Below are 22,431 nucleotides of genomic sequence, written 5' to 3'. Positions count from 1 at the left end.
GTGAACCGTCAGCGGCGCGGAGGATCCTCGAGGTTCCGGTCGAGCGCCGCGACCAGACCGTCCAGTCGGTAGCCGATCCAGTCGTAGATCCCGAAGCGCGCGTCGTCCGGGCGGTGGTCGTCGTCGTCCTGGATGCCGAGGCGTGTGGCCAGCACGAGTCGGACCGCGGACAGGGTCCTCATCCAGGCGCGCGCCTCGGTCTCTCCGAGGGCCACCGTGATCGTCGTGTCGGGGTCGCTCGCGGGATCGAGCTCGCCGCCGTCCATGCCCAGGGTGTCCAGGACCGTGCGGGCGTCCTGCGCACGCCGGTCGAGCATGTCGGCGCCGGTGAGCCGACGGAACTCGCGGCTCGCGGATTCGTCGTCGGGATACGCATCGGGGAGCAGCCGCAGCACCGCAGGGTCGTCCTCGCGTCCGGCGTCGACGATGAGGTCGCGGAACTGGCCGACGATCCCCGCCAGGTGGAGCGCCTCGAGGCCGCTGACCTCGAGGACGACGATGCGGTCGTTCATCGCGGCTCCTCTCTGACCGTGGCCCACAGGCCGTAGTCGTGCATGGCGTGCGCGTGCGCTTCCATGACCTCGCGAGGACCGCGGGCGACGACGGCGTGTCCGTCGTGGTGGACCGCCAGCATCAATCGGTGGGCGGTGGCGGCGTCGAACCCGAAGTACGTGCGGAACACGTGGACGACGTAGCTCATCAGGTTGACGGGGTCGTTCCAGACGACCGTCTGCCACGACGTCGGGGGAGCGACGTCGATCGCGGTGACCTCATCGAGGTCGGGGGCGGCGGTACCGGCCATCACGCCCACCCGAGTTCGTGGAGGCGCGCGTCATCGATTCCGTAGAAGTGGGCGATCTCGTGGACGAGCGTCGTGTGGATCTCGTCGCGGAGTTCGTCCTCGTCGGCGCACGCGGCGAGGTGCGGCTCGCGATAGACGATGATCCGGTCGGGCAGCTCGCCCACGCCGTAGCGCTCGCGCTCGGTCAGGGCCCAGCCGTCGTAGAGGCCGAGAAGGTCGAGCGATCCGTCCGCCGGGCGGTCCTCGACGACGAACACGACGTTGTCGAGCCCTTCGACCATGTCATCCGGGAGACGGTCCAGCTCGTCGACGACGAGAGCCTCGAACGCGTCACGGTCGAGGTCGAGCCGCGCGTGCTCCTCCACCTCGTCGTGCATGCTTCTCCCGTGTCTGCGGCCGCCTGAGGGGGATGCCACCCGCTCACCGGTTCGATTCTATGAGCCCTCGCGACACGCGGGCCGGAACGACGAAGGCCCGCCGGGGAGGCGGGCCTTCGTGTACTGGGGTGGCTAACGGGACTTGAACCCGCGACCCCCGCGACCACAACGCGGTGCTCTACCAACTGAGCTATAGCCACCATGTGCCCGCCGCAGCGGACAACTGAACGATTATGTCATACGTCCCGCGCGAACGACGAAACGACCGACGATGCGGCGCCCTTCGCCTCGTCGCTCGTGGGGCCCGGCTCCGGAACGAAGACCGCCTTGCGGTAGTACGCCAGCTCACGGATCGACTCGAGGATGTCGGCGAGCGCCCGGTGTCCGCCGTTCTTGGCGGGCGCGTTGAAGTAGGCGCGCGGGTACCAGCGCCGCGACAGCTCCTTGATGCTCGACACGTCCACGTTGCGGTAGTGCAGCCAGCGGTCGACCCGGGGCATGTACTTCGCGAGGAACATGCGGTCCGTGCCGATGGTGTTGCCCGCGAGGGGTGCCTTCCCCTCGAGCGGCGCGAAGCGCTGGATGTACTCGAGCGCCTGGAACTCGGCATCCGCGAGACTCACCCCGTTCGGGATCTCGTCCAGGAGACCCGAGGAGCGGTGCATCTCGGTGACGAACTCGCCCATGTTCTCCATCGCCGAAGCGTCGGGCTTGATCACGACCTGGAAGCCGGGGTCGAGGACGTTGAGCTCGAAATCGGTCACGACGATCGCGATCTCCACCAGCTCGTCGACCGCGAGGTCGAGTCCTGTCATCTCGCAGTCGATCCAGACGAGCCGGTCGTTCTCAGAGGCGCTTACCATCCCGTCATCCTACTGAGGGGGTGAGACGCGCAGTCGGTCCCCCAGACACGATTCGAACGTGTGACCGGCGGATTAGAAGGCCGCTGCTCTATCCACTGAGCTACTGGGGGTCGTCACCAGGATATCGGTGACCGCCCTCGGCGTGGTCGACCCCCTGGCGGGGGTGGGCGCGCGGGCGTACGCTCCGGCCAGACCGAACGAAAGGAGCACCATGTCCGATACGACGACACGACGTCTGTGGGTCGCTTACGGTCCGGGCGGTGTGGTCGGCACCATCCAGAAGGATGCCGAGGGCTACGCCGTGCACATGACCGGCCGGGACGAGCGACTGGGGATCTACCCGACCATGGAGATCGCCAAGAACGCGGTCCATTCGCACCTGAAGCCCGGGAGCGAGCGGCCCGAGTTCCGCGAGCACTGAGCTCGTCGCCGTGTCGCGGGGCGAGGATGCCGCCGCGACACGGCCGCGACTCACACCCGCGCGGGACGGCGCGGACGCGGCCGGGCCTCGGGAGCGGCCAACAGGGGCAGGGCGACGTGGACGAGGGGGCCGATCCCCAGCGCGAACACGACCGTCCCGATCCCGACCGTGCCGCCGAGCAGCCACCCCGCGACCAGAACCGTCCCCTCCACGCCGAGCCGAGCGGCCCAGATCGGCCAGCCGTACCTCGCGTGGATGCCCGTCATCAGGCCGTCGCGCGGCCCGGGGCCGAAATGCGCTCCGATGTACAGGCCGGATGCCGCGGCAACGGTGACGACCCCGGCCACGAGCATCAGTGCCTGCCAGATCAGCGCGTCGGGATGCGGCAGGAAGGTCAAGGACAGCTGGATGCTGGTCCCGACCAGGAGGATGTTGGCGACCGTTCCGATCCCGGGCCGCTGCCGGAGCGGAATCCACAGGAGCAGCACGCCGAGACCGACGATGTTGGTGATCCAACCGACTCCGAGCCCGGTCGCACGCGAGAGTCCCTCGGCGAACACCGTCCACGGATCGACGCCGAGGCCGGCGGCGATGGTGAGGGCGCAGCCGAAACCGTAGAGGGCGAGGCCGATCAGCAGGCGAAGGATTCGGGAAGTCACGAACAGATCCAATCACGCGATTGGGCCTTTCCAACCGATCCAATTCGTCTAATCTGGCTTCATGGACTCCCGCATCTCCGCGCGTGCCCTCGCCGAAGCGCTCGGTGGGTGGCGCGGCCGCGGCCCCGCGTACGAAGCGCTGGCCGACGGCATCCGCCTGCTCTGCCTCGACAACCGCATCGCCGCGCGCACAACGCTGCCGGCGGAGCGCGAGCTCGCCACGGCCCTGGGCTTGAGCCGCACCACCGTGGCCGCCACCTATCGGAGCCTGCGCGACAGCGGTCACATCGAGAGCCTGCGGGGGAGTGGAAGCGTCACCCTGCCGCTGCGACGCAACGACCCGGGCGCGGGCGAACGGCGCGACGGCGTCATCGACCTGCAGCAGGCCAGCCCCGCCGCCTGGCCCGGTCTGCCGGCGGTCATCACCGACGTGGCTCAGGATGCCACCGCACTCGTCGCCCGCACCGGCTACGACGTCGTCGGGGAGCCGGGGCTGCGCGAGGAGATCGCGCAGCACTACCGCGATCGTGGACTTGCGACCGACCCCGAGCAGATCCTCGTCACGACGGGGGCGCAGAGCGCGCTGCATCTCATCGCCTCGGTGCTGCTGTCGCGTGCCGACCGCGTCCTGATCGAGACGCCGACCTACCCGCACGGCGCGGACGCTTTCCGCGGCGCCGGCGCCCGCCTCGTCGGCGTTCCCGTCTCCCCGGACGACGGGTGGGATCTCGACCGGGCGGCGCAGACCTTCGCGCGGGTCCTGCCCGCGCTGGCGTACCTCATGCCCGAGTTCCAGAACCCGACCGGTCGGACCATGGGCGATGCGGAGGTGGCGGCGTTCGTCGACGGCGCGCAGCGCGCGGGGACCTACCTCGTACTCGACGAGACGACCGCGGGGCTGGACATCGACCGACCGACCGCACCCGTCGCGTTCCCCGATCTCGGTCGGATCCTGCGGGTCGGGTCGCTCGGCAAGACCGTGTGGGGCGGCTTGCGCGTCGGATGGGTCCGGGCGGAGTCGGACATCATCCGGCGCCTCGCGAGTGGACGCTCCGTACACGACCTGGGCACCCCCGAGTTCGAGCAGGCCGTGGCGGCGAAGGTGCTGCACCGCCTCGATGAGATCAGTGCGCAGCGCGCCGACCTGCTGCGCGACGGCCGCGACGCGCTCACCCGCGCCTTGACGGAGCACTTCCCCGAATGGGAGATCCCGACCGTGCACGGCGGTGTGTCGCTCTGGGTCGGTCTCGGAGAACCGGTCAGCACGCCGCTCGTGATGAGTGCGCGGGCGCGCGGGCTCCTCCTGTCGGCCGGCTCGCGATTCGCCGTCGAAGGGGGACACGACCGACGCTTGCGCATCCCCTTCACCGCCGCACCGCACACCCTCGAGCGGGCCGTCGGCATCTTGCGGACGGCGTGGGACGACGTCCGCGGGACGGCCGCGGGCGCGGCGCTCGACGATCTCGCGACCGTGGTCTGACACACGGCGCCTCATGCGCTGCGCCGCCGGGGTCGATGCGCCGCGGCGACGTCGCCTCAGCGCGCATAGCGCAGGCATTCGAGGGCGTCGGCAGACGACCAGAACTCGCCCAGTCGACGGAAGCGGCCCGTCGTCGTGTGAAAGCGCTCCGCCGCGTAGCGCCACCCCTCATCGGCGGCGATGGCACGTACGTGGCCCACGACGACGCCACGCGGGTCTGCGATGCGCCAGAGACCGGCGGCGACGTGAGTCGCCGCTCCCCATCCGGCCGGGCGCGGGGCCGGGGCCAGGTCGTTCCACAGTGCGGTGGTCATGACGCCACGGTAGGACGGGCCTCCGACATCGGCGGTGCGGTACTCCTCCCCATCAGACGGATCACCGGACTTGTCCACCGAACGGCTTTCGAGCCTCTCGGACGCCCCCTCCGCGCGGTCATCCTTTCCTTGGCTCCGGCGTCCGTCGGGCACGCGGATGCCGGAGCCCGAACCCAGAGAGGACACACCCATGAGCGACCACATCACCCTCGTCGGAAACATCGTCGGAGACCCTGAAGAGCGGGCCACCCGCGGCGGCGATCCGATCGCGGCCTTCCGCCTCGCCGTGAGCGAACGACGGTTCGACCGGGAACGCGGCCAGTGGGTCGACGGCCATACGAACTACTACGCGGTCTCCGTCTTCGGCGAGCTCGGGAGGAACGCACTGGCGTCGCTGCAGAAGGGAGAACGCGTCTTCGTGGCCGGTCGACTCCGCCTTCGCGAGTGGGAGACGGACGCGAAACGCGGGGTGAGCGCCGACGTCACGGCGGACGCCGTCGGACACGATCTGAGGTGGGGGGTGTCGGCGTTCCGACGATCCACGCGACGCGACGACACCGCCTCCGCCGGCGCGGGAGAACACGACGATGAACCGTCGTCGGGCGGTCAGGATGCGTGGGCCGTGCCGGGCGGGTCGCCGGCCGCTCTCGATTCGTCTCCCGCCGGCGAGCCGCCCCGCGTCGACTCGACGAGTCCGGCCCTGGTGGAGGTCGGTGACGCGACGCCGTTCTGATGGACAGGCGGGCCGCGGCGGGCCGGTACGTAGACTCGGGTGGGTGATCCGCCTGACCCCCCGACCGGCCGCCGTCGTCGCGGCGGCAGCCGTGCTCGTGCTCGCGGGGTGCACGCCGACGCCCCCCGCCGCCCCTTCCGGCCCGGCGACGACACCGACGGCGTCGTCGCCCGCCGTGGCTGCACCGGCGCCCGATGCGGCTCCGTCGCTGAGGCCCGAAGGCTCGGCGGCCGACAATCTGCCCCTGTTCGCCCAGATCGTGAGCACGGTATGGAACGGGCCGGAGCAGGTGTCGGGTCGCGCCTACGTCGATGCGCTCGTCACCGCCGGATTCGACAAGGCGGCGATGCAGCTGACGCCCGACAACACGACGATCGGCAACCCGGCCGAGAGCATCGAGTTCTCCGTCCGCTGGGGCGAGGAGTGCCTCGTCGGACAGGTGGGACCCTCGATCGGCGCCCCCGTCGCCACGGTGCTGCCGGGGCTGTCCACCGGTGGGTGCCTGATCGGCCAGACGCGCGCGATCGACTGGTAGCGGGTCCCGTCGCGGCGTCCGACGGCGGCGGCGCGGGCGGCGTTGATAGGCTGGAGGGGACTTCCGCGCACCCGGGTGCTCCGCCGAGATCGAGTCGGCGAACCGGGCGGGCGCGGCCCTCATCCCCGATCGAAGGTGGTACGTCCTCGATGGCTGAATACATCTACTCCATGGTCCGCGCGCGTAAGGCCGTGGGCGACAAGCTGATCCTCGACGACGTCACGATGTCGTTCCTGCCGGGTGCCAAGATCGGCATGGTCGGGCCGAACGGCGCGGGTAAGTCCACGATCCTGAAGATCATGGCCGGTCTCGACAATCCGTCCAACGGCGAAGCACGGCTCAGCCCCGGGTACACGGTCGGCATCCTGATGCAGGAGCCCGAGCTCGACGACACCAAGACCGTGCTGGAGAACATCCAGGACGGCGTCGCCATCAAGCCGAAGCTCGACCGCTTCAACGAGATCTCGGCGCTCATGGCCGACCCCGACGCCGACTTCGACGCGCTGCTGGCCGAGATGGGCACCCTCCAGGAAGAGATCGACGCCGCCGACGGCTGGGACCTCGACTCCCAGCTCGAGCAGGCCATGGACGCCCTGCGCACTCCGCCGGCCGACGCCAGTGTCGTCCCGCTCTCGGGTGGTGAGCGTCGCCGCGTCGCGCTCGCGAAGCTGCTGCTGCAGAAGCCCGACCTTCTGCTGCTCGACGAGCCCACCAACCACCTCGACGCCGAGAGCGTGCTGTGGCTCGAGCAGCACCTGAAGGCGTACAAGGGTGCCGTCATCGCCATCACCCACGACCGGTACTTCCTCGACAACGTCGCGGAGTGGATCGCCGAGGTGGACCGCGGGCACCTGTACCCGTACGAGGGCAACTACTCCACGTACCTCGACAAGAAGGCCCAGCGCCTCGACGTCCAGGGCAAGAAGGATGCCAAGCTCGCGAAGCGTCTGAAGGAAGAGCTCGAGTGGGTCCGCTCGAACGCCAAGGGACGTCAGGTCAAGTCCAAGGCACGCCTCGCCCGCTACGAAGAGATGGCCGCCGAGGCGGAGCGCACGCGGAAGCTCGACTTCGACGAGATCCAGATCCCCGCGGGCCCGCGTCTCGGCAGCATCGTGATCGACGCCAAGAAGCTCGAGAAGCGCTTCGGCGATCGCTCGCTCATCAGCAACCTGAGCTTCAACCTGCCGCCCAACGGCATCGTCGGTGTGATCGGACCCAACGGTGTCGGAAAGACGACGCTGTTCAAGACGATCGTCGGTCTGGAGCCGCTCGACGGCGGGACGCTGAAGATGGGTGAGACCGTCAAGATCAGCTACGTCGACCAGTCGCGCGCGAACATCGACCCCGAGAAGACGCTCTGGGAGGTCGTGTCGGACGGCCTCGACATCATCACGGTCGGGAAGACCGAGATCCCGTCGCGCGCGTACGTGTCGAAGTTCGGGTTCAAGGGACCCGACCAGCAGAAGAAGGCCGGGGTCCTCTCCGGCGGTGAGCGCAACCGTCTGAACCTCGCGCTGACGCTGAAGGAGGGGGGAAACCTCCTGCTCCTCGACGAGCCGACCAACGACCTCGACGTCGAGACGCTGAGCTCGCTCGAGAACGCTCTGCTCGAGTTCCCGGGTTGCGCCGTTGTCATCACCCACGACCGGTGGTTCCTGGACCGGATCGCGACGCACATCCTCGCCTACGAAGGCACGGAGGAGCACCCCGACCAGTGGCACTGGTTCGAGGGCAACTTCGAGGCGTACGAAGCGAACAAGATCGAACGTCTCGGGGCGGACGCCGCGAACCCGTCGCGCTCGACCTACCGCAAGCTCACGCGTGACTGACTCGACCACGCCCGCGGGTCCGGCTCCGGCCGGGCCCGCGCGGCTGCACGTCCCCATCCATCTCCGGTGGGGCGACCTCGACGCGCTCGGGCACGTCAACAACACCTCGATGCTCAAGCTCCTCGAGGAGGCACGTCTCCGTGCGTTCTGGCGTGGCGACGACGACGGCGAGGCGCTGCCCACCGCCGTCTTCGACATGTCCGTCCTCGAGAGCGGCGGCGAGCGGGCGACCCTCATCGCCCGCCAGGAGATCGAGTACCTCCGGCCCGTGCCGTACAGCCAGCGACCGCTGGACGTCCGTCTGTGGATCGGGGCGATGGGCGGCTCCAGCGCCGACATCTGCTTCGAGGTCTTCAGCCCGGCCGGTCAGCCCGAGCCCGTGCTGTACGCCCGCGCGACGGCCGTCGTCGTGCTCGTCGACACCGCGAGCGGCCGCCCCATCCGCTGGAGCGAGACGGAGCGCCACGCGTGGGCGCCGTACATCGGTGATCCGATCGAATACCGCCGTCGCGCCGCCGGACGCTGACGTGCCTCTGCTCGCCCGGCTCTGACACGCGCCCGGTCCTCGGGCGCCTTACTCGCTCGGGACCCGCACCATGACCTCCTGCGCCACACTGGCCAGGAGGCTCCCTTCGCGCGTGTAGATGCGGCCGGTCGACAGGCCGCGCCCCCCGCGGGCGTTGGGTGACTCCTGCACGTACAGGAGCCAGTCGTCGACCCGACCCGGGCGGTGCCACCACATCGCGTGGTCGAGACTCGCGACCCGCAACCCGCGTGTGCTCCACGGCACGCCGTGACCGCGCAGGATCGGCTCCTGGATGGTGAGGTCGCTCAGATACGCGAGCGCAGCGCGATGCACCGCCGGATCGTCGGGCAGCGCGCGCCGCGTGCGCATCCACACCGCCTGGCGGGGCACGTGGGGGCCCTCCACGGCGGTGTACACCGGCGACGGGACGTGCACGACCTCGACGGGGCTGTCCGCGATGGCGCGTCGGCTCAGGGGGTGGAGTGACTCGGCGTCGAGGGGCGGCAGATCCTCGGGTCGGGGGATGCCCTCCGGCATCGGCTCGGCGTGCTCGAGGCCCGGATCGTCGTCCTGGAACGACGCGATCATCGAGAAGATCGGAACGCCCGCCTGGAACGCCTGCGTCCGGCGGGTCGAGAAGGATCGACCGTCGTGGATGCGGTCCACCGAGAACGTGATGCCGTCGGCCGGGTCACCCGGCCGGAGGAAGTACCCGTGCATGGAATGGACGGTGCGCTCCGGGGGGAGGGTCCTCGACGCGGCCACGATCGACTGCGCGAGCACCTGGCCGCCGTAGACGCGCCCGAACGGCATGGGTTGCGAGACCCCGGTGAAGATGTCTTCCGTGGTCCGTGCGCCGGCGTCGCGGAGATCGAGCACCGCGAGCAGTGAGGCGACGGGGTCGATGGCGTCGGTCACGCTCACTCCCGTTCCGCCGCAGAAGTCTGCGTCGCTTGATAGTTTAGGGCGGGTGTCCGCGCGCCTGATGTTCCCCGACCCGCAGGCGGCAGCCGACCTGCTCACGTTCGCCTCCCGAGCCGTCCGGCTCGGTGACGGGACGGTTCGTCTCCGCGCCGACGGCGGAGTTTTGGTGACGACGGCCGCCCCCCTCGCCCCTCGCGGTCTCCTGGATGCCACGCCCACCGTTCTGGGCCTTCGCGTGTCGGCGATCGACCCGGAGCTCGAGTGCGACCTCGTCGTGGAGGCTGCCGCCCTTCTGCCGGCGCCCGACGATGCGCAGGCCGTCGTGCTCCCCGACACCGCGACCTCGCCCGCCTGGGCGGGGATCTCGCCACCGCGCGGCGGATGGGAGCAGAAGGATGCCATCGACGCCGCCGTTCTGGCATCCCGCGCGCAGTACGGTGTCGCCGCCGTGGCCGACGCACTTCCCGAGAACGCGGGCGAGGACGTCGTCCGCGTCGTCCGGGGCCAGGTGTGGGGGCAGCCCGACGAGGCGCTGGGAGGACTCCCGCTCGGCACGGCGTTCGCCGCCTTCGCGCTCGGATTCATCGCGGGCGGTGAGGAGGCGGTGGTCCGCACGAGCGGTTCCTGGACGCGGGTGACCCTCGCCCGCGGACACGTGCTCGTCCGCGGGCCGGTGCGCTCCGGCCTCACACCGGTGCGGTCCACCGGCGCTTAGTTCAGGCGGCTCATAGGCCCTTCGACTACCGTGAGGGTACGCAGGGGGAGTATTCCTCAGCGGCGCCCCCGTCATCACGGGCCCACGATTGGGCCCCGGGCGCGCCGGTTCTCCGGAACGGAAGAGACCTTGACGCCGCGGCTCCGTGCCGCCGTCGAAAGGTGCCTCCATGGCCAAGCTCTCCCGTCTTCTCGATCTCGCCACCCGCGCCGCCGGCAAGGCGGCTTCGTCCCGCTCGGCCTCGGGCTCATCGTCCGGGGGCCGCGACTGGCGCGATATGGTCCGCACGGCCGCAGACGCGGTGACCGGTGAGCGTCGCGACGCCCCCGCGCCGTCCTCGCCGCCTTCGCCCACCGCGGCGCCGGGCGCTCACTCCGCGCCGCCCGCCGCCGGCCCGACGGACCTGACCGCCGAGGATCGGGCTGCGATCGCCCGCTACGACTACCTCCTGCGCACGGCAGACCCCGATCAGGTGGAGCGTCTGCATCGCGAGTCGTTCGACCGGCTGACGCCGGCGCAGCGCGCCGAGGTGCGACGGCGGATGGATGCCGAGTTCGCACCGCACGACCGACCGCGCTCGGATGCGTCCGGCGATCTCGCCCGCGCGGCTGGGCGTGCGGAGGCCCGGCGTCCGGGACGGATGTCGGGCCTTCTCGCCCGTGCGGGCGCCGGAGGGCTGGTCGGGGCGGGCGTCGTGGGCGCCGGGGGGCTCCTCGCCGCGGTCGCGGGAGGGGCCGTCGTCAGCTCCGTGGCCGGCCCGCTGCTCGCCCAGGCCGCGCAGTCCGGCACCGACTTCACGGGGCTGGCTGCGGGCGTCGACCTGGAGGCGCTGGCATCCGGAGCGGACCTGACGTCGTTGGTCCCCGGCACAGAGGCGCTGAGCGACGCCGTCGGCGGCGTGCAGGACACGGTCGGCGAGCAGGTCAGCGGCTTCGGCGGCCGTCTCGGAGGGTTCGAGATCCCCGGGCTCGGAGACTTCTTCGGGCGCTGAGTCCGGCCCCGCGGGGCTCAGGCGATGTCGGACTCAGCGGGACCGGTCGCGCGGATCGGAAGGCCCGTGTGGGCGCGCCCATCGCCGCTCGGGCCGATCCCTCGCGGTTCGAAGGTGTTGACCATGGCGTGAGCCGCGCGCTCCAGGTAGTCCCACAGCGGCGCCTCCAGCGCCGGCGGCAGGGCGATCTCGTCGACGGCCGCGCGCATGTGCCGCAGCCAGCGGTCGCGGGCGTCCGGATCGACGTGGAACGGCATGTGCCGCATCCGCAGGCGCGGGTGTCCGCGCTTCTCGCCGTACGTCGTCGGTCCTCCCCAGTACTGGGCGAGGAACAGCGTCAACCGCTCCGCCGCGGGACCGAGATCTTCCTCAGGGTACATGGGCTTCAACACCTCGTCCTCGGCGACCCCGCGGTAGAACGCGTCGACGAGCCGACGGAACGTGTCCATCCCGCCGGCCTGATCGTAGAAGCTGATCGGTTCGCTCACGCGGGTGCTCCGTCGTCGTCGGCCCGCACGGCGGGGGGAGTCGGTCTGTCGGCGCCGGCGTCATCCGCGGAGGGCGACGTCTCTTCGGTCTTGGGCTTCTTCGGGCGTGCCTTCTCGGCCGCGATCTCGGCGGCCACGGCATCCGCGTCCAGCACGGTGTCGGACACGGCGAGCTTCTTCCGACGCGGTCGCCAGACCGGCCGCTCGGGGGCGGTCGCGACGGGAGTGGGCTTGGTCTTCGGGGGGTGCGCGCCGCGCACGCTCTGCGCCCCCTCGGCACCGGTGAGGACGATGGAGTTCAACTGCGGGAGGGTGACGCCGAGCGCATCGATCGCGCGCTTGAGACGCACGCGCAGCTCGCGGGCGACGTCGTCCTTCGCGCCCGAACGGGTCTTCATGACGAGTCGGATGACCAACGCGTCACCGCTGATCGACTCGAGGCCCCAGATCTCGGGCTGTTCGATGATGCGGGAACGCCATTTCGTCTCTTTCGCCAGCCCCTTGGCCGCGCCGAGCATCGCCTTCTCGACCTCGTCGATGTCGGCGTCGACGGGCACCGCGAGGTCGATGATGACCCGGGCCCACCCCTGCGACATGTTGCCGATGCGGGTGATCTCACCGTTGCGGACGTACCAGAGGGTGCCGTTCACATCGCGGACATGGGTGATGCGGACGCTGACGAACTCCACGATGCCCGTCGCAAGGCCGAGGTCGACGACGTCGCCGATCCCGATCTGGTCTTCCGCGACGATGAAGATCCCGTTCAGCACGTCCTTGACGATGTTCTGCGCGCCGAAGCCGAGTCCGGCTCCGACCGCCGCGGTGAGGAGAGTGAGGGATGCCAGGGCATTTGGAGCCACGATCCCGGCGATCCACACCAGGGCGACGATGACCAGCACGACGTTGACGATGTTCTGCAGGATCGTGCCGAGCGTCCGTGTGCGCTGGACGAGGCGGACGGCCGCGAGCGGCGAGCGGTCGAGCGCCTGCGTGTCGTCGACCCTTGCATTCTTCTTCGCGCCGTTGACGATCCGATCGACGACGCGGCGGATGATGACACGCAGTATCCACGCGGCGACGACGACACCCACGATGATCCCCAGGATCCGCAAGATGACGCCACCGAATCCGAGCAACTGCGCACCGATCCACGCCCACGTCGAGGGGTCGGCGAGCTGTTCGATGGTCGCGGGCGGCGAAGGTGTCGGGGACGGTTCAGGTGCAGAGGCGAGAACAGACATCGTGTTCATGCTAACGACGGATGCCTCGGTGCCGCCTGGGCATCGAGGCATCCGTCATATGTGCGCAGCTCAGGCGTCGCGCCGCTGGAGGAGGACGGTTCCCGCCCCCACGAGGACGACGACCCACCCGACGAGCGTGAGCGCGGGGACCAGGATGTCGCCGGTGGGAATGGCCGTCAGCTCGGTTCCGGCGGAGACCGGCAGATACTCCCGGAGGTCGGCGATCCACTGCAGCGACGGTCCGCCGAGCTGCAGCAGGCTGAAGGCGACCGGGGCGACGAACAGCACCCCGACGGTGGCGGCGATGGCGCCGGCTCCGTTGCGGATGAGGAGACCGAAGCCCATGCCGATGAGGGCGTACGCCACGATCGCGGCGACGCCGAGCAGGAGGGGGAAGGCCGCCTCGGTGGGGGTCTCCCACGCGATCGCGGTCGAGCTCAGCGGCGCCGTGACGGCGAGGGAGATCAACGAGGTGATCGCGGTCGCGGCTCCGACGACGAGCGTGATCGCGAGGCCCTTCGCGAGCGCGACCTGTGTGCGGCGCGGAGTGGCGGTGAGCGTCGAGCGGATCATCCCGGTCGCGTACTCGCCCGTGATGGCGATCGCCCCGAGGATCCCGGCGACGAGCATCGTGAACTGCGCCGAGATGAGGACGCCGAACACCGGTGATCCGCCGTCCGCGTTGGTCACGAAGAGGAAAGCGATGCCGATCGAGAGGACGGCGGCGATCGCGAGCGACCACCAGGTGGACCGCAGGGTCGTGAGCTTGAGCAGTTCGCTGTGCAGCGTCCGCAGGAAGGTGGGCGCCTGCGCGGCACCGGTGAACGTGGCGCGGCGAGGTGAAGCCAGCGAGGTCATGCGAGTTCCTTCGTCTTGTATTCGACGGCGTCGTCGGTGAGCGCCAGGTAGGCGTCTTCCAGCGAGCCACGGCGCGGGGTGAGTTCGTGCAGGGGGATGCCGTACCGGGCGGCGAGGTCGCCGATGTCGGTGGCGGAGGCGCCGGTGACGCTCACGGCGCCCGGCTCCACCGCGGTCGCCGACGCGCCCTCGGGACGCAGGACCTCGACGAGGCGCGAGAGCTCGGGCGAGCGCACGAGGACGGTCTCCGACGTCCAGGACCGCACGAGATCGGCGATCGGAGCGTCGGCGAGCACCTGTCCGCGGCCGAGGACGATCACGTGGTCGGCGGTCAGCGCCATCTCGCTCATGAGGTGGCTCGAGAGCAGAACGGTGCGTCCCTCGGCGGCGATGTGGCGGACGAACTCGCGCACCCACCGCACGCCCTCGGGGTCGAGCCCGTTCACCGGCTCGTCCAGGATCAGCGTGTGCGGGTCGCCGAGGAGCGCGGCGGCGATCCCGAGCCTCTGGCCCATGCCGAGCGAGAACCCGCCGGCCCGCTTGTCGGCGACGGATCCGATACCGGTGATCTCGATCACCTCGTCGACCCGGCGGCGCGGCAGACCATGCGTGGCGGCGAGGGCGCGGAGATGGTTCCGGGCCGAGCGGCCGGTGTGCACGGCTTTCGCGTCGAGGAGCACGCCGACCTCCGACAGCGGGGCGGACAGATGCGCGTAGGGAGCGCCGTTGACGGTGACGCTGCCCGACGTCGGGCGGTCGAGCCCGACGATCATGCGCATCGTGGTGGACTTGCCGGCCCCGTTGGGCCCGAGGAAGCCGGTCACGCGGCCCGGCGGGACGACGAACGAGACGTCCGACACGGCGGTGCGCGTGCCGTAACGCTTGGTGAGGTGGTCTGCGACGATCATGCTTCCACGCTAGGAAGCGGGTCCTCTCCCGCGCGTCCACCGGGGGAGTGATCCGCGTACATCGCAAGACGTACGCCCTCTCCCACCGGAGCGGGAGAGGGCGTACGTGGAGGGTCGGTGCGTTACTGCGCGTCGCGCTCCTGCACGGCCAGCGCGCGCTCGACGCCCGCGAGGTTCTCGCTCACGAGGCGACGGAGCGCGGGGGCCGCGTCCTTGTGCGCGGAGAGCCAGGCGCGGGTGGCATCCCGCAGCTGCGCGTTCGCGAGAGCGGCCGGGTAGAGCCCGACGATCAGGTACTGCGCGATCTGGTAACTCCGGCTCTCCCAGACGGGGAGCAGCATGTCGAAGTACGGCCCCACGAACTCCGCGAGCACGTCGACCGTCGCCGGGTGCGTGAACCCGAGCGCCGCGGAACGGACGATCGTGTTCGGCGCGTCGGCCCGGTCGATGAGCGAGCTCCACGCCTCCTGCTTCGCCTGGACGGTCGGCAGTGCGGCCTTGGCCTGGGCCGCGAACTCGCCGCCCTTCGCCGTGTTGTCGGCCTCGCGGGCCGCGTCGATGTCGGCCGAGGTCACCGCACCGCCGGCGGCGAGAGCGACCAGCAGCTGCCACGACAGGTCGGTGTCGATCTCGAGACCGTCGAGGACCGTTTCGCCGTCGCGCAGAGCCCGGACGGTCTCGACGTGCGCGGGGGTCGCCGCGGCCGAGGCGAACGCCGTGACGAACTGCAGCTGGCTGTCGCTGCCGGCCTCGGCGGCCTGGGCGAGCGTCCACAGCCCGTCCGCGACGCGCTCGCGCGCGGCCGCGCGGGTCGCCGGAGCGACGTAGCTGTTGGCCGCGAGCTGGAGCTGCGCCAGGGTCGTGCGGACCGTGGTCGACTCGGTCTCGGAACCGATGTTGCGGAGGACCAGGTCGATGTAGTTGGTCGCCGAGGCCTCGGCATCCCGGGTCTGGTCCCACGCAGCGCCCCAGACGAGCGAGCGCGCGAGCGGGTCGGAGATGTCCTTCAGGTGCGCGATCGCGGTCGCGAGCGAGCGCTCGTCGAGGCGGATCTTCGCGTAGGCGAGGTCGTCGTCGTTGAGGAGCACGAGGTCGGGACGACGGACGCCGCGCAGCTGCGGCACCTCGGTGCGGTCGCCGTCGACGTCGAGCTCGACGCGGTGGACGCGCTCCAGCGCTCCCTTGCCGTTGAGGGAGTAGAAGCCCACGGCGAGACGGTGCGGGCGGATCGTGGGGTAGTCCGACGGTGCGGTCTGCACGATCGCGAAGCGCGTCAGCGAGCCGTGGTCGTCCTGCTCGATGAGCGGCGACAGCGTGTTGACGCCGGCCGTCTCGAGCCACTTCTTCGCCCAGTCGCCCAGGTCGCGGCCGCTCGTGGTCTCGAGCTCGGCGAGCAGGTCGCCGACCTCGGTGTTCGACCACTGGTGCTTCTGGAAGTACGCCGCGACACCCGCGAAGAACTGCTCGATGCCGACCCAGGCGGCGAGCTGCTTGAGCACCGATCCGCCCTTGGCGTAGGTGATGCCGTCGAAGTTCACCTGCACGTCTTCGAGGTCGTTGATCTCGGCGACGACCGGGTGGGTCGAGGGGAGCTGGTCCTGGCGGTACGCCCAGGTCTTCTCCATCGCGTTGAACGTGGTCCAGGCGGCCGTCCACTCGGTGGCCTCGGCGGTGGCGATCGTCGAGGCCCATTCCGCGAACGACTCGTTGAGCCAGAGGTCGTTCCACCACTTCATGGTCACGAGGTCGCCGAACCACATGTGCGCGAGCTCGTGCAGGATCGTCACGACGCGACGCTCCTTCACGGCATCCGTGACCTTGCTGCGGAACACGTACGTCTCGGTGAACGTGACCGCGCCGGCGTTCTCCATGGCTCCCGCGTTGAACTCGGGGACGAAGAGCTGGTCGTACTTCGCGAACGGGTAGGGGAAGCCGAACTTCTCCTCGAAGTAGGCGAAGCCCTGGCGCGTCTTGTCGAAGACGTAGTCGGCATCCAGGTACTGCCACAGGCTCTTGCGGGCGTACACGCCGAGCGGGATGACGCGGCCGTCGGCGCTCGTGAGCTCGGAGAAGACCGACTCGTAGGGCCCGGCGATGAGAGCCGTGATGTACGACGAGATGCGGGGGGTCGCGGGGAAGCTCCACTCGGCCACTCCGTCGCCGACCTCGCGCGGCTCGGGGGTGGGGGAGTTGGAGACGACCTTCCACGCGGCGGGGGCGGTCACGGTGAAGGTGAACTCGGCCTTGAGGTCGGGCTGCTCGAACACCGTGAACACGCGGCGAGAATCCGGCACCTCGAACTGCGAGTAGAGGTACACCTCGCCGTCGACGGGGTCGACGAAGCGGTGGAGACCCTCACCGGTGTTGGTGTACTCGCAGTCGGCGTCGACGACGAGCTCGTTCGAGGCTTCGAGCTCGTCGAGTGCGATGCGCGAGTCGGCGAACACCGCGGCCGGGTCGAGGACGCGACCGTTGAGGGTCACGGAGTTCACCGTGCGCGCGATCAGGTCGATGAAGGTCGACGCGCCCTCGGTGGCGGCGAAGCGGACGGTCGTCACGGAACCGAAGACCTCGTCGCCGCGCGTGAGGTCGAGACGCACGTCGTACTGGTGCGTGTCGATGATCGCGCGGCGCTCCTGCGCTTCGATGCGGGTGAGGTTCTCTCCTGGCACTGGCGTTCTCCCGAGGATGTGGGTGGATCGTCGCGGATGGCACTGCTGGCGCCGACGACAACCGTATAAGCCTAGTGTCGAGATACCCCACGGCCGGGCTGATCCCGCAGGTGGGAGGATGTCCGGGTGAGCACGACCGACACGGACCCCACCCCCGAGACCGTCCTCTACGCGTCTCCCGCCGCGGCATCCGGACCCAAGTGGGTCGAGACGCCCGTGGCGTACGACGCGATCCTCCTCGCCGGCTTCGGCGGCCCCGAGGGGCAGGACGACGTCATCCCCTTCCTCCGCAACGTCACGCGCGGACGCGGCATCCCCGATGAGCGCCTCGAAGAGGTCGCACACCACTACCGCCACTTCGGCGGCGTGAGCCCCATCAATCAGCACAACCGTGAGCTGAAGGCGGCGCTGGAGGCCGAGATCGCCCGCCGCGGCCTGAACCTCCCGGTGTACTGGGGCAACCGCAACTGGGCGCCGTACCTCGAGGAGGCGGTCACCGAGGCTGCCGAGGCCGGCGACACGACGCTGCTGGCGATCGCGACGAGCGCGTACAGCTCGTTCTCGAGCTGCCGCCAGTACCGCGAGGACTACGCCCGCGTTCTCGAGGCCACCGGTCTCGGCGAGACGGTCACCATCGACAAGGTGCGTCAGTTCTTCGACCACCCCGGCTTCGTCTCGACCTTCGTCTCGGGCGTGAAGGATGCCGTGTCGGCGTACGTCGCGGACGGCATCGCGCCCGAGAAGATCCGGGTCCTGTTCTCCACCCACTCCATCCCCACCGCCGACGCGGAGCGCTCCGGCCCCCGCGACGTCGACTTCGGCGAGGGCGGCGCCTACGAGGCGCAGCACAAGGCCGTCGCCGCGTTCGTCATGGCCGAGGTCGCCGCGGCCGTCGCCGACGTCGAGTGGGAGCTGGTGTACCAGTCGCGCTCGGGCCCGCCCACGCAGCCGTGGCTCGAGCCCGACGTGAACGACGTCATCGCGGAGCTTCCGGGCCGCGGCGCGGAAGCCGTCGTCATCGTGCCGCTCGGGTTCGTCAGCGACCACATGGAGGTCCTGTGGGACCTCGACACCGAGGCGATGGAAGCGGCGGAGGAAGCCGGCATCCGGGCCGTCCGCACGCCCACCCCGGGCGTCGACCCCGCGTACGTCTCGGGACTCGTCGACCTCGTCGAGGAGCGCCTGAAGGGAACTCCGAAGGCTGATCGACCTCACCTCACCGACCTCGGTCCCTGGTACGACGTCTGCCGCCCCGGATGCTGTGAGAACGTCCGCGCGGGCTTCAAGCCCGTCGCCGCCGGCGTCCGTCCCTGACACCCTTCGACGCCGCTCGTCCCTCGCGGGGCGGGCGGCGTCGTCACGTCCGACCGCCGTGTCCGCGGCCCTCAATAGGATGAGCGCATGCGCATTCACATCGGCACCGATCACGCCGGTCTCGAGTTCTCCACCCAGTTGCAGCACCACCTCGCCTCCCAGGGGCACGAGGTCGTCGACCACGGTCCGATCGAGTACGACCCGCTCGACGACTACCCCGCCTTCTGCATCCGTGCCGCCCAGGCGGTCGTCCGCGACCAGGCCGACGGTGTCGAGACGCTCGGTGTGGTCTTCGGCGGCTCGGGCAACGGGGAGCAGATCGCCGCGAACAAGGTTCCGGGGATCCGAGCCGCACTCGTCTGGAGCATCGCCACGGCCGAACTCGCCCGAGAGCACAACGATGCCAACGTGATCGCGATCGGCGCGCGTCAGCACACGTTCGACGAAGCCGTGTCCTTCATCGACCGCTTCATCGCGACGCCGTTCTCGGGCGAGGAGCGTCACGCCCGGCGCATCGCGCAGCTCGCCGCGTACGAACAGGACGGCATCCTGCTGCCCGACCCGCGCGAAGCCGCACCACGCCCCGACGTGCTCGACGCGAGCGACTCGTTCGACCCCGAGGCAGGCTGATGCCCGAAGGGCATTCCGTCCATCGCATCGCCCGGCAGTTCGACCGCAACATCGTGGGGCGCACCGTCGCGGCATCCAGTCCCCAAGGCCGGTTCGCCGAGGGGGCGGCGGTCATCGACGGGCGCGAGGCCCTCGAGGTGCGCGCCGTCGGCAAGCAGATGTTCCTCCGGTTCGATCCCGACGTCTGGCTCCGGGTCCACCTCGGCATGTACGGCGCCTGGGACTTCGCCGGGGAGGTCGCGGTCGATGCGACCATCGCCTCCGCGAACGGTCGCATGGGGCACACGAATCAGCGGGGCACGGTCGTCGACGAGCAGATCATGGATGCCGCCGGCGAGAACTCCCTCACCTCGATCGGTGCTCCGCGGCGCGCTCGCGTCCGCATGTCGGAACAGACGACCGGGCTGGAGGAGCAGACCGAGTGGCCGCCGCCCGCGGTCGGTGCCGTGCGGCTCCGCCTTCTCACCGAGTCGACGTGCGCGGATCTCCGCGGACCCACGGCCTGTCAGCTGCAGACCCCCGACGAGGTCGCCGCGACCATCGCGAAGCTCGGTCCGGACCCCCTCGTGGACGACGTCGCCGAGGGCGAGGAGCGGTTCGTGTCCACGGTACGGCGAAAGCCCACCGCGATCGGACTGCTGCTGATGGATCAAGCGGTCGTCAGCGGCATCGGCAACGTCTACCGCGCCGAGATCCTGTTCCGCGCCCGGCAGAACCCCCACACACCCGGCCGTGACGTCCCCGAAGAGACGATCCGCGAGATGTGGCGCGACTGGGTGCGGCTGCTGGCGATCGGCGTCGAGACCGGGCAGATGATGACGATGGACGACCTCGATCCCGAGGCCTACCGTCGCGCGATGGCCCACCGCGACGACCGGCACTGGGTGTACCACCGCGCCGGTCTCCCGTGCCGCGTGTGCGGCACGACGGTGCTCGTCGAAGAAGCGGCGGGACGAAAGCTGTACTGGTGCCCGAGGTGCCAGGCGTGAGCGTTCTAGGCTGATCCGATGCGGCAGAACCCGAGCTTCGCGATGACCGACGTCGGAGAGATCCGGCGACTCATAGAGCACAATCCCTGGGTCACGCTCGTCTCCTCGACTCCCGGCGGTCTGGTCGCTTCGCACTACGCCGTGCTGCTCGACGACGACCGCGACGACCTCACGATCGTGGGGCACGTCGGCAAGCCCGACGACGCGATCCTCGGACTCGGCGACGGCGAGCTGCTCGTCGTCGTGCAGGGACCGCACGGGTACATCACGCCCCGGTGGTACGGCGACGGTCCCGCCGTCCCGACCTGGAACTTCGTCTCGGCGCACCTCAGTGGCATCCCGGAGATCCTCACGCCGGAGGAGAACCTGCGCGTGCTCGACCGGTTGGTGGAGCGGTTCGAGGGGGAGGACGGACGCGGGCTCCACCGCGCCCCCAACGACGCCGCGTTCGTCGATCGGCTCGCCGCGGGCACGGTCGGTTTCCGCCTGACCCCGACGCGCGTGGTCGGCAAGCGGAAGCTCAGCCAGAACCGTCCCGCCGAGGTCGTCGACACGATCATCGCGGGGCTGTCCGACGGCCCCTCCGCGAACCCGGCCCTGGCCGCCGAGATGCAGCGCGCCGCCGACGCGCGGCGCCGCGCATGATCGGCGAGAACGCCGACTTCGTCCGGGCCGTGCGCGTCGCAGGGCCCGGACGCGAGTTCCTGCCGACGCCCGACGAGCCCGTCGACCTCGTGCTCGCCGGTGGACGCATCCTCGACATCGCCCCCACGGGCAACCTGCGCCCGCGCGGGCACGTGGTGGACGGCGACGGCGGATGGCTGCTCCCGGGACTCTGGGATCATCACGTGCACGTCGTGCAGTGGGCGCTCACGGCCGACCGCGTCGCGCTCGGCGGCGTCGGATCGGCGCGCGAGGCAGCGACACTGATGTCGGGCATCGCGGCGAGCGACGACCGTCGCATCGGGGTCGGGTTCCGCGACGGCCTGTGGCCCGACGAGCCGACGCTCGCCCTGTTGGATGCCACGACCGGCGAAGTCCCGACCTACCTCGTGAACGCCGACGTGCACAGCGTGTGGATGAACTCCGCGGCGTTCCGGCGCGAGGGCTTCGAGCCGACGGCATCCGGCGTCCTCCGCGAAGAGGACGCGTTCGAGATCTCGCGTCGGCTGAACGCGGTCGACGCCGAGCGGGGCGATCGCGCCGTCGAACGGATGGCGCGCGCCGCCGCGGCGCGGGGACTCGTCGGACTCGTCGACCTCGACATGACGTGGAACGACGAACCGTGGCAGCGGCGCGTCGCCCGGGGCTTCGACGCGCTGCGGGTGTCGTACGGCACGTACCCGCAGGACCTGGACCGCGCGATCGCCGAGGGCCTCCGCACCGGCGACCCCGTGCGAGGAGCCACCACCGGCCTCGTGCGGGTGGGGCCGCTCAAGGCCATCACCGACGGCTCGCTGGGCACACGCACCGCCGCGTGCGCCCATCACTACCCGGGCGAGGTCGACAACCACGGGCTGCTGACCATCCCGCCCGACGAGCTCGTCGACCTCATGACGCGCGCGACCGCGGCGGGCCTGGAGTGCGCGATCCACGCGATCGGCGACGTCGCGAACGCGTACGCCCTCGACGCGTACGCGCGCACCGGTGCCGTCGGCACGATCGAGCACGCGCAGCTGGTCGCCCACGCCGACATCCCGCGCTTCGCGCGGCTGGGGGTGTCCGCGAGCGTGCAGCCCGAGCACGCACTCGACGATCGCGACATGACGGATGCCATCTGGGCCCAGCAGTCCGCCCAGCCCTACCCGCTGCGAGCCCTCGCCGACAGCGGCGCGAACCTCCTCTTCGGGTCCGACGCCCCGGTGGCGCCTCTCGACCCGTGGGCGGCGATCGCCTCCGCGGTGTTCCGCACGCGCGACGGTCGTGACGCGTGGCAGCCGCACCAGCGGGTCGACATCGACACCGCGATCGCGGCATCCACCGCCGGCGGCTCCACCTCTGCGTCGGAGATCGCCCCCGGCGCCCGCGCGGACCTGGTGATCGTCGAGGCGGATCCGCGCACCGCCGACGAGCGGGCCCTGCGCGCGATGTCCGTCCGCACGACGCTGCTCGCCGGCCGCGTCACGCACGCATCCTGACGCCTTCCACGGGAAAGGGGGCGA

At 70.5% G+C, this 22,431-nt stretch carries 25 protein-coding genes and 2 tRNA genes; 13 read left to right on the top strand and 14 right to left on the bottom strand.

What is annotated here, in order from left to right; all coding sequences use genetic code 11:
- Positions 1-8: 8 nt before the first annotated feature.
- The 6 genes from BGO45_RS01920 to BGO45_RS01895 form a co-directional block, all read right to left on the bottom strand.
- Positions 9-512: a DUF2017 family protein gene (locus BGO45_RS01920; protein ID WP_292690401.1), complete on the bottom strand. Its 504-nt coding sequence runs from the start codon at positions 510-512 to the stop codon at positions 9-11.
- Positions 509-802 (bottom strand): ATP-dependent Clp protease adapter ClpS, encoded by a 294-nt coding sequence (gene clpS / locus BGO45_RS01915; RefSeq protein WP_292690399.1) that lies wholly within the window; start codon positions 800-802, stop codon positions 509-511. Before clpS ends, BGO45_RS01920 begins: the two co-directional genes overlap by 4 nt.
- The gene (locus BGO45_RS01910) at positions 802-1,179 is read right to left on the bottom strand and encodes a metallopeptidase family protein (protein WP_292690398.1); all 378 of its coding nucleotides are present in this window, start codon (positions 1,177-1,179) and stop codon (positions 802-804) included. The genes clpS and BGO45_RS01910 overlap by 1 nt, the downstream gene beginning before the upstream one ends.
- Before the next feature lie 124 nt (positions 1,180-1,303).
- Positions 1,304-1,379, bottom strand: a tRNA-His gene (locus tag BGO45_RS01905).
- A gap of 36 nt (positions 1,380-1,415) precedes the next feature.
- On the bottom strand, positions 1,416-2,042 hold the full coding sequence (orn, locus tag BGO45_RS01900) for an oligoribonuclease (protein WP_076490305.1): 627 nt from the start codon (positions 2,040-2,042) through the stop codon (positions 1,416-1,418).
- A gap of 37 nt (positions 2,043-2,079) precedes the next feature.
- A tRNA-Arg gene (locus BGO45_RS01895) sits at positions 2,080-2,152 on the bottom strand.
- Positions 2,153-2,253: 101 nt separating this feature from the next.
- Here BGO45_RS01895 and BGO45_RS01890 point away from each other — a divergent pair.
- On the top strand, positions 2,254-2,463 hold the full coding sequence (locus tag BGO45_RS01890; protein ID WP_076490306.1) for a methyltransferase: 210 nt from the start codon (positions 2,254-2,256) through the stop codon (positions 2,461-2,463).
- A 50-nt stretch (positions 2,464-2,513) separates the two neighbouring features.
- On the opposite strand, the gene BGO45_RS01885 is transcribed toward BGO45_RS01890, so the two are convergent.
- Positions 2,514-3,122 (bottom strand): hypothetical protein, encoded by a 609-nt coding sequence (locus tag BGO45_RS01885; protein WP_292690394.1) that lies wholly within the window; start codon positions 3,120-3,122, stop codon positions 2,514-2,516.
- 61 nt (positions 3,123-3,183) lie between these two features.
- On the opposite strand from BGO45_RS01885, the gene BGO45_RS01880 reads away from it, so the two are divergent.
- Positions 3,184-4,602 carry a PLP-dependent aminotransferase family protein gene (locus tag BGO45_RS01880; protein WP_292690392.1) on the top strand — a complete coding sequence of 473 codons (1,419 nt, stop codon included), beginning with the start codon at positions 3,184-3,186 and terminating at the stop codon, positions 4,600-4,602.
- A 56-nt stretch (positions 4,603-4,658) separates the two neighbouring features.
- Here the strand turns inward: BGO45_RS01880 and BGO45_RS01875 are convergent, their stop codons facing one another.
- Entirely contained in the window at positions 4,659-4,916 is a 258-nt protein-coding gene (locus BGO45_RS01875; protein WP_292690389.1) for a hypothetical protein, read from the bottom strand.
- Between the two features lie 190 nt (positions 4,917-5,106).
- On the opposite strand from BGO45_RS01875, the gene BGO45_RS01870 reads away from it, so the two are divergent.
- The 4 genes from BGO45_RS01870 (at position 5,107) to BGO45_RS01855 (ending at position 8,539) form a co-directional block, all read left to right on the top strand.
- Positions 5,107-5,649, top strand: coding sequence for a single-stranded DNA-binding protein (locus BGO45_RS01870; RefSeq protein WP_292690387.1), 543 nt, complete (start codon positions 5,107-5,109; stop codon positions 5,647-5,649).
- Positions 5,650-5,692: 43 nt separating this feature from the next.
- Positions 5,693-6,184, top strand: coding sequence for a hypothetical protein (locus BGO45_RS01865; RefSeq protein ID WP_292690385.1), 492 nt, complete (start codon positions 5,693-5,695; stop codon positions 6,182-6,184).
- 149 nt (positions 6,185-6,333) lie between these two features.
- Positions 6,334-8,013: an energy-dependent translational throttle protein EttA gene (ettA, locus tag BGO45_RS01860; RefSeq protein WP_292690383.1), complete on the top strand. Its 1,680-nt coding sequence runs from the start codon at positions 6,334-6,336 to the stop codon at positions 8,011-8,013.
- On the top strand, positions 8,006-8,539 hold the full coding sequence (locus BGO45_RS01855; RefSeq protein WP_292690381.1) for a thioesterase family protein: 534 nt from the start codon (positions 8,006-8,008) through the stop codon (positions 8,537-8,539). The genes ettA and BGO45_RS01855 overlap by 8 nt, the downstream gene beginning before the upstream one ends.
- 48 nt (positions 8,540-8,587) lie before the next feature.
- On the opposite strand, the gene BGO45_RS01850 is transcribed toward BGO45_RS01855, so the two are convergent.
- The gene (locus tag BGO45_RS01850) at positions 8,588-9,457 is read right to left on the bottom strand and encodes an acyl-CoA thioesterase II (protein WP_292690378.1); all 870 of its coding nucleotides are present in this window, start codon (positions 9,455-9,457) and stop codon (positions 8,588-8,590) included.
- A 52-nt stretch (positions 9,458-9,509) separates the two neighbouring features.
- Here BGO45_RS01850 and BGO45_RS01845 point away from each other — a divergent pair, with 52 nt between their 5' ends.
- Together BGO45_RS01845 and BGO45_RS01840 are read left to right on the top strand one after the other, a co-directional pair.
- On the top strand, positions 9,510-10,178 hold the full coding sequence (locus BGO45_RS01845; RefSeq protein ID WP_076490311.1) for a hypothetical protein: 669 nt from the start codon (positions 9,510-9,512) through the stop codon (positions 10,176-10,178).
- A gap of 169 nt (positions 10,179-10,347) precedes the next feature.
- Positions 10,348-11,169 (top strand): cation-transporting ATPase, encoded by an 822-nt coding sequence (locus BGO45_RS01840; protein ID WP_292690374.1) that lies wholly within the window; start codon positions 10,348-10,350, stop codon positions 11,167-11,169.
- A 17-nt stretch (positions 11,170-11,186) separates the two neighbouring features.
- Here BGO45_RS01840 and BGO45_RS01835 read toward each other — a convergent pair whose 3' ends face one another.
- The 5 genes from BGO45_RS01835 to pepN form a co-directional block, all read right to left on the bottom strand.
- Entirely contained in the window at positions 11,187-11,657 is a 471-nt protein-coding gene (locus BGO45_RS01835; protein WP_292690371.1) for a globin, read from the bottom strand.
- Positions 11,654-12,898 (bottom strand): mechanosensitive ion channel domain-containing protein, encoded by a 1,245-nt coding sequence (locus BGO45_RS01830; protein ID WP_292690369.1) that lies wholly within the window; start codon positions 12,896-12,898, stop codon positions 11,654-11,656. Before BGO45_RS01830 ends, BGO45_RS01835 begins: the two co-directional genes overlap by 4 nt.
- 69 nt (positions 12,899-12,967) lie before the next feature.
- Entirely contained in the window at positions 12,968-13,756 is a 789-nt protein-coding gene (locus BGO45_RS01825; RefSeq protein WP_292690368.1) for an ABC transporter permease subunit, read from the bottom strand.
- On the bottom strand, positions 13,753-14,664 hold the full coding sequence (locus BGO45_RS01820) for an ABC transporter ATP-binding protein (RefSeq protein ID WP_292690367.1): 912 nt from the start codon (positions 14,662-14,664) through the stop codon (positions 13,753-13,755). Before BGO45_RS01820 ends, BGO45_RS01825 begins: the two co-directional genes overlap by 4 nt.
- Before the next feature lie 122 nt (positions 14,665-14,786).
- Complete coding sequence (pepN, locus tag BGO45_RS01815) at positions 14,787-17,336, bottom strand: aminopeptidase N (RefSeq protein WP_292690364.1); 2,550 nt, start codon at positions 17,334-17,336, stop codon at positions 14,787-14,789.
- A 126-nt stretch (positions 17,337-17,462) separates the two neighbouring features.
- On the opposite strand from pepN, the gene BGO45_RS01810 reads away from it, so the two are divergent.
- From BGO45_RS01810 to BGO45_RS01790, 5 genes are all read left to right on the top strand, one after another.
- The gene (locus BGO45_RS01810; protein ID WP_292690362.1) at positions 17,463-18,650 is read left to right on the top strand and encodes a ferrochelatase; all 1,188 of its coding nucleotides are present in this window, start codon (positions 17,463-17,465) and stop codon (positions 18,648-18,650) included.
- Positions 18,651-18,737: 87 nt separating this feature from the next.
- Complete coding sequence (locus BGO45_RS01805) at positions 18,738-19,280, top strand: ribose-5-phosphate isomerase (protein WP_292690360.1); 543 nt, start codon at positions 18,738-18,740, stop codon at positions 19,278-19,280.
- Positions 19,280-20,269 (top strand): DNA-formamidopyrimidine glycosylase family protein, encoded by a 990-nt coding sequence (locus tag BGO45_RS01800; RefSeq protein ID WP_292690358.1) that lies wholly within the window; start codon positions 19,280-19,282, stop codon positions 20,267-20,269. Before BGO45_RS01805 ends, BGO45_RS01800 begins: the two co-directional genes overlap by 1 nt.
- Before the next feature lie 18 nt (positions 20,270-20,287).
- On the top strand, positions 20,288-20,914 hold the full coding sequence (locus BGO45_RS01795; RefSeq protein WP_292690356.1) for an FMN-binding negative transcriptional regulator: 627 nt from the start codon (positions 20,288-20,290) through the stop codon (positions 20,912-20,914).
- Entirely contained in the window at positions 20,911-22,407 is a 1,497-nt protein-coding gene (locus tag BGO45_RS01790; RefSeq protein ID WP_292690353.1) for an amidohydrolase, read from the top strand. The genes BGO45_RS01795 and BGO45_RS01790 overlap by 4 nt, the downstream gene beginning before the upstream one ends.
- The last annotated feature ends 24 nt before the right edge of the window (positions 22,408-22,431 follow it).

It is taken from the genome of Microbacterium sp. 71-36, from assembly GCF_001898305.1.
GTDB lineage: Bacteria > Actinomycetota > Actinomycetes > Actinomycetales > Microbacteriaceae > Microbacterium.
The sequence above is the reverse complement of the archived record's forward strand: the minus strand, read 5'-3'. Positions and strand labels throughout refer to the sequence as shown.